The sequence below is a fragment of the Arthrobacter sp. R3-55 genome (genome assembly GCF_054161505.1).
On the sequence record NZ_CP096423.1, the window covers coordinates 2,887,254 to 2,900,356 of the forward strand.

13 protein-coding genes are annotated in these 13,103 nt (G+C 62.8%); 7 read left to right on the top strand and 6 right to left on the bottom strand.

What is annotated here, in order from left to right; all coding sequences use genetic code 11:
- Nucleotides 1-45 precede the first annotated feature (45 nt).
- Both M1D51_RS13345 and M1D51_RS13350 read left to right on the top strand, forming a co-directional pair.
- Nucleotides 46-642 (top strand): sulfatase-like hydrolase/transferase, encoded by a 597-nt coding sequence (locus M1D51_RS13345; RefSeq protein WP_458106828.1) that lies wholly within the window; start codon nucleotides 46-48, stop codon nucleotides 640-642.
- Entirely contained in the window at nucleotides 639-1,532 is an 894-nt protein-coding gene (locus tag M1D51_RS13350) for a sulfatase-like hydrolase/transferase (RefSeq protein ID WP_458106829.1), read from the top strand. The genes M1D51_RS13345 and M1D51_RS13350 overlap by 4 nt, the downstream gene beginning before the upstream one ends.
- Here the strand turns inward: M1D51_RS13350 and M1D51_RS13355 are convergent.
- Together M1D51_RS13355 and glnA are read right to left on the bottom strand one after the other, a co-directional pair.
- Nucleotides 1,529-4,540 carry a bifunctional [glutamine synthetase] adenylyltransferase/[glutamine synthetase]-adenylyl-L-tyrosine phosphorylase gene (locus M1D51_RS13355; protein WP_458106830.1) on the bottom strand — a complete coding sequence of 1,004 codons (3,012 nt, stop codon included), beginning with the start codon at nucleotides 4,538-4,540 and terminating at the stop codon, nucleotides 1,529-1,531. The two genes, M1D51_RS13350 and M1D51_RS13355, sit on opposite strands and share 4 nt — an antisense overlap.
- Nucleotides 4,541-4,549: 9 nt before the next feature.
- Nucleotides 4,550-5,890 carry a type I glutamate--ammonia ligase gene (gene glnA / locus M1D51_RS13360; RefSeq protein WP_026542529.1) on the bottom strand — a complete coding sequence of 447 codons (1,341 nt, stop codon included), beginning with the start codon at nucleotides 5,888-5,890 and terminating at the stop codon, nucleotides 4,550-4,552.
- 189 nt (nucleotides 5,891-6,079) lie between these two features.
- Here glnA and panB point away from each other — a divergent pair, with 189 nt between their 5' ends.
- Complete coding sequence (gene panB / locus M1D51_RS13365; protein ID WP_458106831.1) at nucleotides 6,080-6,985, top strand: 3-methyl-2-oxobutanoate hydroxymethyltransferase; 906 nt, start codon at nucleotides 6,080-6,082, stop codon at nucleotides 6,983-6,985.
- A 12-nt stretch (nucleotides 6,986-6,997) separates the two neighbouring features.
- Here panB and M1D51_RS13370 read toward each other — a convergent pair whose 3' ends face one another.
- Nucleotides 6,998-7,162, bottom strand: a complete 165-nt coding sequence (locus M1D51_RS13370) for an SPOR domain-containing protein (protein ID WP_144662557.1) — start codon at nucleotides 7,160-7,162, stop codon at nucleotides 6,998-7,000.
- Between the two features lie 108 nt (nucleotides 7,163-7,270).
- On the opposite strand from M1D51_RS13370, the gene map reads away from it, so the two are divergent.
- The 3 genes from map to M1D51_RS13385 all read left to right on the top strand — a co-directional run bounded on the left by map (nucleotide 7,271) and on the right by M1D51_RS13385 (nucleotide 9,799).
- The gene (map, locus tag M1D51_RS13375; RefSeq protein ID WP_458106832.1) at nucleotides 7,271-8,149 is read left to right on the top strand and encodes a type I methionyl aminopeptidase; all 879 of its coding nucleotides are present in this window, start codon (nucleotides 7,271-7,273) and stop codon (nucleotides 8,147-8,149) included.
- 71 nt (nucleotides 8,150-8,220) lie between these two features.
- A complete protein-coding gene (ppgK, locus tag M1D51_RS13380; RefSeq protein ID WP_172324349.1) occupies nucleotides 8,221-9,024 on the top strand; it encodes a polyphosphate--glucose phosphotransferase in 804 nt (267 codons plus the stop codon).
- Between the two features lie 7 nt (nucleotides 9,025-9,031).
- On the top strand, nucleotides 9,032-9,799 hold the full coding sequence (locus tag M1D51_RS13385; protein ID WP_458106833.1) for an SDR family oxidoreductase: 768 nt from the start codon (nucleotides 9,032-9,034) through the stop codon (nucleotides 9,797-9,799).
- 100 nt (nucleotides 9,800-9,899) lie between these two features.
- Here M1D51_RS13385 and nrdR read toward each other — a convergent pair whose 3' ends face one another.
- The 3 genes from nrdR to M1D51_RS13400 form a co-directional block, all read right to left on the bottom strand.
- Complete coding sequence (nrdR, locus tag M1D51_RS13390; protein ID WP_172324342.1) at nucleotides 9,900-10,406, bottom strand: transcriptional regulator NrdR; 507 nt, start codon at nucleotides 10,404-10,406, stop codon at nucleotides 9,900-9,902.
- 172 nt (nucleotides 10,407-10,578) lie between these two features.
- Nucleotides 10,579-11,943, bottom strand: coding sequence for a histidinol dehydrogenase (hisD, locus tag M1D51_RS13395; RefSeq protein WP_458106834.1), 1,365 nt, complete (start codon nucleotides 11,941-11,943; stop codon nucleotides 10,579-10,581).
- A gap of 4 nt (nucleotides 11,944-11,947) precedes the next feature.
- The gene (locus tag M1D51_RS13400) at nucleotides 11,948-12,481 is read right to left on the bottom strand and encodes a hypothetical protein (protein WP_458106835.1); all 534 of its coding nucleotides are present in this window, start codon (nucleotides 12,479-12,481) and stop codon (nucleotides 11,948-11,950) included.
- A gap of 110 nt (nucleotides 12,482-12,591) precedes the next feature.
- On the opposite strand from M1D51_RS13400, the gene M1D51_RS13405 reads away from it, so the two are divergent.
- Nucleotides 12,592-13,092: a flavin reductase family protein gene (locus M1D51_RS13405; protein ID WP_172324348.1), complete on the top strand. Its 501-nt coding sequence runs from the start codon at nucleotides 12,592-12,594 to the stop codon at nucleotides 13,090-13,092.
- Nucleotides 13,093-13,103: the final 11 nt, after the last annotated feature.

A 13,103-nucleotide genomic window follows, 5' to 3' on the forward strand; every position in this document is an offset into this window, starting at 1 on the left:
TACTAGGGTTGCCACATCAGTTCCCTACGTCGAAGGAACCATTCCATGAGCCGGCCGAACGTCATTCTGATTTGCGTCGATGAATGGAGGGGCGACTGCCTGTCCTCGGATGGCCACCCCCACGTGGAAACTCCACACCTTGACGAACTCGCCCGAAGCGGCGTCCGCTTTTCCAAAGGCTACTCTGCTACACCTTCCTGTGTTCCTGCCCGGGTGGCCCTGTTTACCGGCCAGTCCCAGGAACGGCACGGCCGGGTGGGGTACAACGACGGCGTCCCGTTCCACGCAGTCCACCCGGTTACAGTTCAGGACGAGTTCAGAAAGGGCGGATACCACACACAGGCAATCGGCAAGATGCATGTGTGGCCGGAACGCTCCAGGCTCGGCTTCGATGACGTGATCCTTCACGACGGCTACCTTCATCACGCGCGGCGGGAACACCGGCAGCACTTTGCCATGTTTGACGACTACGTGCCGTGGCTCCGGAGGCAACCGGGGATGGGCCCCGAAGCCGAATATTTCGATCACGGCGTGAACTGCAACTCGATCGTTGCCAGGCCTGGGACAAAGCGGAAAACCTGCACCCTACCCACTGGATCGGAACTCAGGCCATCGAATGGATGCACCGCCGGGACCCCGTGAAGCCCTTCTTCCTCTACCTGTCCTTCCACCGTCCGCACCCACCGTACGATCCGCCGTCGTGGGCGTTTGAGCAGTACCTCGGCATTCCCGACTATGAGACCGTGCTGGGGAACTGGGAGCATCATTGGGACGATCACCGGAAGGACGGTGACTACCAAGCGAGCTATGGCCGGATCCCGGACCATGTTGTCCACCGCGCGAGGGCCGGCTACTACGGGCTGATGGCGCAGATTGACCTGCAGGTCAACCGCATCCGGGAGTCGTTGGCGGACTTCGGGCTGGATGAGAATACGGTGATCGCCTTCACCAGCGACCACGGTGAAATGATGGGCGACCACCGAATGTTCCGCAAAGCGGTTCCGTACGAGGGGTCCGCACGGGTTCCCTTCATCATTGCCGATGCCCCGGCAGCGCCGGACGCAGCCCGTGGGACTGTAGTGGAACACGTAGTGGAACTTCGTGACATCATGCCCACGCTGCTGGATCTCGCGGGCCTGCCCATCCCTGACTCCGTGGATGGAGTATCCCTTGCGCCTCTGGTGCGCGGGGAAAACACCCACGCCGTCCGGGAGGTCCTGCACGGCGAACACGTTTACTGGGGGCAGAACCTCCACTGGTTGACCGATGGCCATCACAAGTACATTTGGGGGTCAGGGAAGGGCACAGAAGAACTGTTCAACCTCGACGCCGACCCCCAGGAACGATTCAACCTCGCCGAAGACCCCGCGCACCACCACCAACTGCGACTATGGCGCGGACGGATGGTGGAAACTCTCCAGGACCGGGAGGAGGGTTACGTAGTCGACGGCGCGCTGGTTCCCGGCGTGCCGGTGGTCGCCATGCTGCGGCATGCCCGTGAAAAGGCCCAAGCCGCACTTCCCATGGGCTAATTGCCGTAGAACACCTTCTCGAACACACCCCTGGCCCGCCGGCTGAGCCTTAGGTAGTCCTCTTCGAACTGGCCCGCGTTTCCGGGAGCGTAGCCACACCAACGCGCCGCAGCCTCAAGGTCCTTCCGCGACGACGGCAGGAGATCCGAGGCCCGTCCCGTGACAATCACATTCGCTGACCGGATCCGGCTGGCAAAACGCCAGGCATCCCGCAGAAGCGCGGCGTCCTCCTGACTGATGAAGTCCAGCTTTTCCGCGGCTTCAAGGGCTTCAAGGGTGGACGTGGTCCTGAGTTCCGCATGCTTTCCGGCGTGCTGCAGCTGGATCAACTGAACCAGCCATTCGACGTCGCTCAGGCCGCCGCGCCCAAGCTTGACGTGACGCGCAGGGTCAGCGCCACGTGGCAGCCGTTCTGATTCGACGCGTGCCTTGACCCGACGGACTTCCCGCACATCCTGTTCCGCCAGCTCCTGAGGGTAGCGGATCGGATCGATGAGCTTGAGGAAATCGGCAGCCAACTCATCGGAGCCAGCCATGGGGCGGGCCCGCAGCAGTGCTTGGGCTTCCCAGATGAGCGACCACCGGCGATAGTACTCCGCATACGACTCCAAGGAGCGGACCATTGCGCCGTTCTTACCCTCGGGCCGGAGGTCCGCGTCCACCATCAGGACCCGTTCAGCCATGATCGCAGGCTTGAGCGGCTGGGTGAGGAAGCTGGAGACTTTCGCGACGATCGCCGTCGCCTGCTCCTGGGCTTCGGCATCAGCAAAACCGGGCCGGGCGCGATGTACATAGATGACATCCGCGTCCGAGCCGTAGCCGATCTCCCGCCCACCTTGACGTCCCATGGCAACTACCAAAACATCGGTTTTCAGCGGACCATCGGAGGCCACCACGGCTTCCGCTACATGCAGGGCCCCCAAGACAGCGGCCCGATCGGTTTCGGCCAGGGCAAGGCCAACCGCGTCCTGGTCCAGCAATCCGGAGCTGTCGGCAATCGCAGTCCGCAGGATCTCGCGGCGCCGGATCAGGCGAATGAGCCTCATGGCGCTTTCGGGATCCGGGTGGCGGGACAACTTTGACTGGATTTCCTGCCACTGGGCTTCGAAGCTGATGGGAACCAGCTCTTTGTCGCTGCCCAACCACGCCACGGATTCCGGGGAAACTTCCAAGAGATCAGAGATCAACCGGGAATTGGCCAGCACCTGGCATAAACGTTCCGCAGCTGCTTGGGAGTCCCTGAGCAAACCCAAATACCAGTGTGTGGTTCCCAAAGCCTCGCTGACCCTGCGGAAAGCAAGCAGACCGGCGTCGGGATCTACGCCTTCAGCGAGCCAACCCAGCAAAATGGGAAGAAGCTGCCGCTGCAGCGCCGCCCGCCTGCTGACTCCTGCCGTCAGTGCTTCAATGTGCCGCATGGCTCCCTGCGGATCCGAGTAGCCGAGGGCGGCAAGCCGGCCCTGTGCTGCCTCGGGGCTGAGCTTGGCGTCCTCGCTGCTCAGCTTGGCCGCGGTATTGAGCAAGGGACGGTAGAAGATCCGCTCATGAAGCTCCCGCACGGATTTTTTGGTCTTCTGCCAGGTGCCCATCAGCTGGTCAGGGTGGGGACGCTCCATGGAGAAGGGCCCCAGGACAGCCTTGGCAAGGAACCGCTGGGCATCCTCGGTGACAGGCATAAGGTGGGTACGCCGCAGCTGGAAAAGCTGGATCCGGTGCTCCAGCAAACGCAGGTAACGGTAGGCGTTGTCGAACGCTGCCGCGTCCGTGCGTCCGATGTAGCCTCCGGCCGACAACGCGGCTATTGCTGACGTGGTGTCCCTGCACCGCAGGGATTCATCGGATTTACCGTGGACCAGTTGCAGCAATTGGACGGTGAACTCGACATCGCGAAGGCCGCCCCGCCCCAGCTTGATCTGGCGCTGTTCCTCGGCCGCGGGAATGTAATCGGTAACCCTGCGGCGCATCGCCTGCACGGATTCAACAAACCCCTCGCGGCCCGCCGAGGCCCACACCAGGGGTTCCACTGCCTTCTCATAGCGCTGGCCAAGTTCCCGGTCACCGGCAATGGTCCTCGCCTTGAGCAGCGCCTGGAACTCCCAGCTTTCGGCCCAGCGTGCGTAGTAGCTGAGGTGGGAGGGCAAGGTGCGGACCAGCGGCCCCGACTTACCTTCAGGCCGGAGGTTGGCGTCGACTTCCCACAGCCCGGGTTCCGGCGCCAAAGAGGAAATGGCGCGGGAAATCCCGGAGGCCAGTGCCGTGCCGATGGTGGACGCCCGCGCGTCATCGAGCTCCCCTGCCTCAATGACGTAGATGACATCGACGTCGGAAATGTAGTTCAGTTCGCGGGCGCCGCATTTGCCCATGCCCATGACGGCCAGCCCGACGTCGGCGATCTCCGCGGTCGCGTACTGTCCAGCCGCTTCAGCCCTGGACACGGCGAGGGCAGCCTCAATGGCCGCACCGGCGAGGTCTGCCAATTCGGCACCGACAGCGGGCATGAAATCCTGGGGCGAGGCAGCACAGAGGTCCCTGATGGCCAGCTCAGTCAGACCACGGCGATAGGCGCTCCGCAGCGCCGCGTAGGCCGGCATTCCGGTCAACCCCGCCACGGGGCGCTGGGCGCCGGGTTCGGCCTTCACGGAACGGAGCAGCATGGCCCGGAGTTCTTCACCGGAGGCCTGGAGCGGCTCGGGGCTGACGCGGACCTCAAAGACATCCAGGTGTTCGGGCCGTCGCATGAGGAACTCCCCCAACGCCTCGGAAGCACCCAGCAGGCGGTACATCGGCTCACTGGTGTCCGCGTCCGCAGCAGCCAGCTTCTTCAGTCCGGGATTCTTCTCAAGAAGCCGGACCAATGATTGGAGGGCAGTATCCGGGCTCGCCGACATGGAGAGCCCGGCAAAGAGCGCGTCCTGGTCAATTCCCTCAAGTTCAGGGGCTGCAAGGAAACGTTCGGCCTTTTCGAGATCACTGAATCCGGCTGAAATGAGCCGACGTGCAAGGCTCACTGGCCCTGCCTACAGAATGCCGAGGTTGCGCTGCAACTCGTACGGCGTGACCTGGAGGCGGTAGTCCTGCCACTCCGCGCGCTTGTTGCGCAGGAAGTGCTCAAAGACCTGCTCGCCCAGGATCTCAGCTACAAGCTCGGATTCCTCCATGGCACGGATGGCATCGTGGAGGCTGGCCGGCAATGGTGCATGTCCCATGGCCCTGCGCTCAGCGGTGGTCAGCGACCAGACGTCGTCTTCCGCGGCTGCGGGAAGTTCATAGCCTTCCTCGATGCCCTTCAATCCGGCGCCCAGCAACACAGCGTAAGCCAGGTACGGGTTGGTGGCGGAATCGATACCGCGGTATTCGATGCGCGCTGACTGGCCCTTTCCGGGCTTGTACAGGGGAACGCGGACAAGCGCGGAACGGTTGTTGTGTCCCCAGCTCAAGTAGCTTGGCGCTTCGCCGCCGCCCCAAAGCCGCTTGTAGGAGTTCACGAACTGGTTGGTCACGGCCGTGAACTCAGGCGCGTGCTTCAGGATTCCGGCAATGAACTGGCGCGCCGTCTTGGACAGCTGGAACTCGGCTCCGGCTTCGAAGAACGCGTTGGTGTCGCCCTCGAACAGGGAGAAGTGGGTGTGCATGCCGGAGCCGGGGTGGTCAGTGAAAGGCTTGGGCATGAAGGTGGCGTAGGTGCCCTGCTGGAGTGCGACTTCCTTGATGACCGTCCGGAAGGTCATGATGTTGTCGGCGGTCTGCAGTGCATCCGCGTAGCGGAGGTCGATCTCGTTCTGGCCGGGGCCGCCCTCGTGGTGGCTGAACTCCACGGAGATGCCGACCGATTCGAGCATGGTTACGGCAGTCCGGCGGAAGTCCTGGGCAACGCCGCCAGGAACGTGGTCGAAGTAGCCTCCCTCGTCCACGGGAACCGGCGAGCCGTCCGGGCCGAGGTCCTTGGACTTCAAGAGATAGAACTCAATCTCCGGGTGGGTATAGCAGGTGAACCCCATGTCAGCGGCTTTAGCCAGGGTCCGCTTGAGGACGTTGCGGGGGTCTGCGGCGGAAGGCTCACCGTCGGGAGTGAGGACATCGCAGAACATGCGCGAGGTCTGCTCCGTCTCACCGCGCCACGGCAAAATCTGGAAGGTCGAGGGGTCGGGCTGGGCCAGCATGTCCGATTCGAAAACGCGGGCAAGGCCCTCGATTGCCGAACCGTCAAAACCAAGGCCCTCTTCAAAGGCTCCCTCAACCTCGGCGGGCGCAAGCGCCACCGATTTAAGGGAACCCACGACGTCGGTGAACCACAAGCGTACGAAGCGCACGTCACGCTCTTCGATCGTCCGCAGAACGAACTCTTGCTGGCGGTCCATAGGGCCTCTTTTCCGATTCAGTGTCCATGCCGCCGGCTCCAAGGTTTGAAGCCACGACAACTCAGCCTTCACTCTACTAAGACTTGGCAGCTAATGCCGCAGCAGTACCTTCGCGTAACACAGCGTTTACATTCAGTGACGCCGGGCACACTGGTGGCAGGCGTCCCCGGCACGGCTTAGGCTCTATCCATGGCCCCAAGCAACCTTCCCGAGTCCACCACGCCCGCCGAAGTTCCCGCGCCCTACGGGACCGGCCCGGGCTCGGCGCCAAATGCCCCCTCCGCTGCGCCCTCCAAGCCAACCGGCCGGGTCAGGATCCACCGCCTCCAGCAGGCCAAGGACAACGGCTCCCGCTTTGCGATGCTGACCGCCTATGAGCAGTACACTGCAGAGATCTTCGACCAGGCCGGAATCGAGGTTCTCCTGGTAGGCGATTCAGCGTCGAACAACGTCTACGGCAACGAGACCAGTCTTCCAGTCACCGTGGACGAACTGCTGCCGCTGACGCGGGCCGTCAGCCGGGCGGCGAAACGCGCACTGATCGTAGCGGACCTCCCCTTCGGGAGCTACGAGGTTTCGCCGGGACAAGCAGTAGCTACCGGCGTCCGGTTCCTCAAGGAGGGACTGGCGCACGCGGTCAAGATCGAGGGAAGCGCCTACTACGCGGACACTGTCAAGGCCATGGTCCAGGCCGGCATCCCCGTCATGGCGCACATTGGATTTACCCCGCAGAGCGAACACACCCTCGGCGGGTACCGTGTCCAGGGCCGCGGCGAGGACGCGCAGCGCCTCGTGGACGACGCCCTTGCCCTCCAGGACGCAGGAGTTTTCAGCGTGCTCATGGAAATGGTTCCGGCTGAAACCGCAGCCGCCATCGACGCCGCGCTGCGGGTGCCCACTGTAGGAATCGGAGCCGGCAACACCACCACGGGCCAGGTCCTGGTGTGGCAGGACATGGCTGGACTACGGGGAGGCAAGATGGCCAAGTTCGTCAAGCAGTACGCTGACCTCCGCACCACCTTGAGCGAGGCAGCCTCCGCCTACGGTGAGGACGTCAGGTCCGGGCAGTTCCCGGGACCTGAGCATTCCTTCTAGGTGCCACCCTGGTCAGTCGTCGTCCTGGGCGTCCCAGGCATCATTGCGCGCTTTGACTTTCTCCAAGGCGTGCTCGGCTTCCTGCCTGGTCTTGTAAGGGCCAATCAGCTGGGTCCAATCGGACATGGCGTCCTCTTCGATCTCATGCGTCTTGACGTTGTACCAGTACTCCGTCACGTTTCCTCCTCAATCCATGGGCGGCCGGACGCGTAACGTTGGCGGGGTCACAGGCACCCAGCCAAGCTTTGTTACTTACGTCTCTTGTGTGCCTTATATGATCAATCTATGCCTTCTCTTGCTTCGACTGCACCCATCGGCGCCCTCACACCGGGAACCGTCAGCCCTGAGCTGCCTGTCCCGGTCTCCATTCCGCGGCCTGAGTACGTGGGCAAGAAAGCACCAGCCAAGTTCACGGGCTCCGAGGTGAAGTCCCGGGAGACCATCGAGAAGATCCGGATCGCAGGGAAGATCGCAGCACAAGCGATCGTCGAGGTCGGCAAGCACATTGAGCCCGGCGTCACCACGGACCAGCTGGACAAGATTGGGCACGAGTTCCTCCTCGACCACAAGGCATACCCCTCGACGCTCGGTTACCGCGGTTTTCCCAAGTCCCTCTGTTCTTCACTCAACGAGGTCATTTGCCACGGAATCCCGGACTCAACCGTGATCCAGGATGGCGACATCCTGAACATCGACATCACCGCATTCATCAACGGCGTCCATGGGGACACCAATTACACTTTCCTGGTTGGCGACGTGGATGAAGAGTCCCGTCTGCTGGTTGAGCGTACGCAGGAGTCGCTCAACCGGGCCATCAAGGCTGTGGCCCCCGGCCGCGAAATCAACGTAATCGGCCGTGCCATCCAGTCCTACGCCAAACGCTTCGGCTATGGCGTGGTGCGGGACTTCACGGGCCACGGCGTGGGCGAGGCTTTCCACACGGGCCTCATCATTCCGCATTACGACGCAGCCCCGGCGTACAACACTGTGATCGAGGCGGGCATGGTCTTCACCATTGAGCCCATGCTGACCCTCGGCACCATCGACTGGGATATGTGGTCCGACGACTGGACAGTCGTCACCCGGGACCACAAGCGCACGGCCCAGTTCGAACACACCCTGCTGGTCACTGAGACCGGTGCGGAAATCCTTACCCTTCCCTGAGCTATTCGGAAGGTCCAGCAGCCCGGGCGGCTGCGCCATGCCCATCCCCTCCTGCCATGATCGGAATTGCATTGTCCAAGAAGGATGAGAAGACCCACAAGAACGCACCGCTGATCGGTATCGACATCGGCGGCACCGGCATCAAGGGCGGCATCGTCGACCTGAAGAAGGGCAAACTGATAGGTGACCGCTTCCGCGTCCCCACTCCCCAGCCCGCCACTCCGGAAGCTGTAGCCGAGGTTGTCGCCCAGATCGTGGAGGAACTCTCCAGCCGCCCGGACGCTCCCGCGGCTGACTCGCCGGTGGGTGTGACGTTCCCCGGCATCATCCAGCACGGTGTGGTCAATTCTGCAGCCAATGTGGACAAGACCTGGCTTGGTACTGACATTGACACGACGTTCACCAAGCGCCTGGGACGTCCTGTGGAGGTCATCAACGACGCCGATGCCGCCGGCTTGGCCGAAGCGCGTTACGGCGCCGGTGAGGGCGTGGACGGAACTGTCCTGGTCATTACACTGGGAACCGGCATCGGCTCCGCGTTCATCTTCAACGGCCAGCTGGTCCCCAATGCCGAGCTCGGGCACCTTGAGATCGACGGCCACGACGCCGAGACCAAGGCCTCCGCCGTGGCCCGCGAACGCGACGGCCTGAGCTGGGACGAGTACGGCGTGCTGCTCAACCGCTATCTCCAGCATGTTGAGTTCCTTTTCTCGCCTGAACTCTTCATTGTCGGTGGCGGCATCTCCAAGCGGTCCGATGAATACTTCCCGCACCTTGACCTGCGCACCAAGATCGTGACCGCGAAATTGAAGAACGACGCCGGTATTGTCGGCGCAGCGCTTGAGGTCGCCCTGCACCACAAGCTCGCCAAGTAAACCGCAGATGACCGGGGGTACGGGCTTGGAGGCCGGAGCAGCAATCGTCACTGGAGCAAGCCGGGGCATCGGAGCTGCCGTGGCCTACGCTGCGGCGAGGGCCGGATACGCAGTGGTGGTCAACTACTCCGAAGACATTGCAGGGGCACAAACCGTTGTGGAGGACATCATCGGCTTCGGTGGCAGGGCACTGGCCGTCCAGGCGGACGTGAGCCGCCCTGCCGACGTCGTGCGTCTGTTTGACGAAGCCGCAGGCTTGGGTCAGGTAACTGCCGTCATCAACAACGCAGCCATCACCGGCAACCTGATCGGCAGCCTCGTGGACGTGCCGGCCGAGACCGTTCAGCGGGTGGTGGACGTCAATGTGTCCGGGGTGATCCACATGTGCCAGGAAGCGGTGCGTCGGCTCTCCACGGACCATGGCGGCAGCGGTGGCTCCATAATCAATATCTCGTCAACCGCCACCAAAGCGGGCTCCCCCGGAACCTGGGTCCACTACGCTGCGTCCAAGGGAGCCGTTGATGTCCTCACGGTGGGATTGGCGGCCGAGGTGGCCAAACAGGGCATCCGGGTCAATGCTGTGGCTCCCGGCAGTACCAACACGGGGCTGCATGCCGCCGCGGGCATGCCGGACCGGGTAGAACGACTGAACCCCACCATTCCCATGGGGCGGGGTGCCGAACCCGACGAAGTAGCTGCGGCCGTCCTGTGGCTGATGTCCGCCGAAGCCGGCTACATTACCGGCGCGGTGCTCCCCGTGTCCGGTGGCCGCTGACCGGACAACCGGAAAGCGTGCCCGGATTCCCCCTGGCGTATTGGTTCTTGCGGGGGTGGCCGGTGGCGGGTGCGGCTTCCCCTCCGCACCGCCACCGGAGCTAGAGTTGGCTCTTTTCCGAGCCCTTCGCCGCTTCCTGGGCGCCGGCTTTGGCGTGCTCTTCATGCTCGTGGCGAAGCAGGGAAATGGCGGATTCGAAGTCTTCCAAGGATTCAAATGCCTGGTAGACGCTGGCGAAGCGCAGGTAGGCTACCTCATCCAACTTTCGCAGCGGCCCGAGAATGGCCAAACCTACCTCGTGCGCATCAATTTCCGCGGCGCCGGATGACCGGATGTTCTCTTCGACCTCCTGCGCCAGCATGGCAAGATCGTCCTCGGTGACCGGGCGCCCCTGGCATGCCTTGCGGACACCGCTGATGACCTTGATACGACTGAAGGGCTCGCCGACGCCTGAGCGTTTGATGACGGACAGGCTGGTGGTTTCCACTGTGGTGAACCGGCGTCCGCACTCGGGGCATTGACGGCGGCGGCGAATGGAAGAGCCGTCGTCGGCCATGCGGCTGTCGACGACACGGGAGTCGGGATTCCGGCAGAACGGACAATACACGCTGGGCCTCCCCTGACAGTTCCGGCATGCAACGCCCGGCGGGTGCCGGAGACGCAAAAAGGTGCCGGAAGTTTCACTTCCTGCACCAGTTTACGTTCGTTCACACCGTAATGACAAGCGTGTAATTACTACATGTAGTGGTGGGGACCCTTATATGTAGTGGTTGAGCACCTTAGGCGAAGCGGATCCGGACCGCATCGCCGTGACCGGGAAGGTCCTCGGCGCCGGACAAACTGACAATGTGCCCGCTGACCTGCTGCAAGGCCGAGCGACTGTAATTGATGACCTGCACGGCACGGAGGAACGTGGTGACATTGAGGCCGGAAGAAAAAGCCGCGGTCCCGCTGGTTGGCAGTACGTGGTTTGATCCCGCACAGTAGTCGCCGAGGCTGACCGGACTGTAGTCACCCACAAAGATGGCCCCGGCATTCCTGATCCGCGACGCAACAGCCGGCGCATCCGCCGTCATGATTTCAAGGTGTTCAGCTGCATAGGCATTGCACACCGCGATCCCCTGATCAAGATCGTCCACCAGCACCACCCCGGACTGCGGCCCGGACAACGCCTCCAGAACCCGGGCGCTGTGCTTTGTGGCAGCAGCCTGCCGCGCCAATTCAAGCACGACGGCGTCGGCCAGGTCCTCGGAGTCCGTCACCAGGACTGAAGCTGCTTTGGGATCGTGCTCGGCCTGGCTGATGAGGTCTGCAGCCACCAAGGGTGCCTGCGCAGTGGAATCGGCCAGGATGGCGATCTCTGTTGTTCCAGCCTCGGAATCGATTCCCACAACGCCTTTGACCAACCTCTTGGCCGTTGCAACAAAAATGTTTCCCGGACCCGTCACCACATCCACCGGTTCGATGGGCAACTCATCCGCTGAACCCGGAATGCCATAAGCGAAGGAGACGATTGCCTGTGCGCCACCGATGGCGTAGACCTCGTCTATGCCCAGGAGCTTTGCGGCCGCAAGGATAGTGGGGTGCGGCAGGCCATCAAAGTCCTTCTGCGGAGGAGAAGCCAAGGCAATGGACTCAACGCCGGCCGCCACTGCAGGCACGACGTTCATGATGACAGAGGACGCCAAAGGTGCCAGACCACCGGGCACATAAAGCCCGACCCGGCCCACGGGAATCCAGTTTTGGCTGACGACGGCGCCATCAGCCAAGGCAACATCGACGTTGCCGGGTCGCTGCTGCTCGGCGAATTGCCGCGCGCGGCTGATGGACTCCTCCAAAGCAGCGCGGACATCGGGGTTCAGCTCCTCCAGCGCCCGTGTCAGTGCCTCAGCCGGAACGCGCGGGTGGGACTGCTCGACGCCGTCGAACTTCCTTGCCAGCTCAGCGAGCGCGGCAAAGCCGCGGCCGCGAACAGCCGAGATGATGTCCTGGACCTTCTGCTCTGCATCCGCCATGGTCTGATGGCGCGCCCTGGGGACGGCGGCACGCAACTGCGCCAAGGAGAGGTGGCGGCCCCGGAAATCGATGCTCCGGAAATCAAGGGAAGCGGCGGCGCGGGCGGAAGTATCCGAAGAAGTGGTCACCTGGCTATTTTACGGGCTTCTTGGAAAGAACCCCGAACAGCGACAAGACGAACGTGATGAACGCAGTGGCAGCCGGCCACAGCAACAGCACAGCATAGGACCGGAGCGTGAAGCCGTATCCGGGACCAAGGGCAGGATTCGGGGCGGGGCCAAAGACCTGCGCCGCCAGCAATCCGACCAACCACGCCACGATGCTACCCAGCACGCCGCCAAGAAGCGCAAACGCCAAACGGCGCCCCACGCTGGGTCCCTGCAGCTTCCCGTCCAGCATGACGCCGGTAAAGCATCCCGCTACAAGCACCAATCCTGCCAGGACCAGATCCCGCGGAAGCCAGGTGTCAGGATTATTGGCATCACCAAGCGCGGGGTTGCCGGTGATCAGGTTGATTCCGCCAGGGGCAAGGAACCACCAAAGGACACCAAGGAGGACTCCGGAAGCCGCCGGAAGGACCAACCAAAGGAATTCCTTGGACATGCGGGAACGAGGGGCCGGAGCCGGTTCGGCAACAGCAGGGACGTGCACGGTGGGCTCGGTCATACCCCTCACATTAACAAAGGTGCATGCAGGCCCAACACAATGAGGACCCTGCGGTGCTGGAGGAATACGCTGAAGGTATACGCAGCCCCCAGTCCAGGAGATACATCCACGTGACAAGCGAATCATCCGGCTTCGACCAGACTTTCCGGGAGATGTTCCGCAGGCATGCGGCCGGCGTAGCAATCATCACGGCAAACCTGAAGGGAAAGCCTTTCGGCTTCACCGCAACCTCTGTGGCGTCGCTGTCCGCTGAGCCGCCCCGGTTCACGTTCAACATGGCACGGAGCTCCAGCTCATGGCCTGCGGTAGCCAATGCCGAGTACATCGGCGTCCACATGCTGGGCTTGGAGAACCAAGCCCTGGCCAACCGCTTCGCGCGGACGCGCGACCGGTTCGAAGGTGACCACTGGGAACCCGGACCCCACGAGGTACCCATCCTCAAGGACGTCAGTGGCTGGCTGGTGGGCAAGATCCAGATGCGGCTCTCGTTCGAAAACAACGCAGTGGTAGTAGTTGAGGTCGTCGACGGCCAAGTGGGCGACGTCGGCACTCCCCTGCTCTACCACAGCGGCGCGTACAGCAAACCTGCACCGCTGGACTACGAAATCTGATCAGGCAACAT

Excerpts from the sequence above, each read along its gene's own strand:
- M1D51_RS13345 (WP_458106828.1), top strand. The coding sequence starts at position 46 with ATGAGCCGGCCGAACGTCATTCTGATTTGCGTCGATGAATGGAGGGGC.
- glnA (WP_026542529.1), bottom strand. The coding sequence starts at position 5,890 with ATGGACCGCCAGCAAGAGTTCGTTCTGCGGACGATCGAAGAGCGTGAC.
- panB (WP_458106831.1), top strand. The coding sequence starts at position 6,080 with ATGGCCCCAAGCAACCTTCCCGAGTCCACCACGCCCGCCGAAGTTCCC.
- map (WP_458106832.1), top strand. The coding sequence starts at position 7,271 with ATGCCTTCTCTTGCTTCGACTGCACCCATCGGCGCCCTCACACCGGGA.
- M1D51_RS13385 (WP_458106833.1), top strand. The coding sequence starts at position 9,032 with ATGACCGGGGGTACGGGCTTGGAGGCCGGAGCAGCAATCGTCACTGGA.
- M1D51_RS13400 (WP_458106835.1), bottom strand. The coding sequence starts at position 12,481 with ATGACCGAGCCCACCGTGCACGTCCCTGCTGTTGCCGAACCGGCTCCG.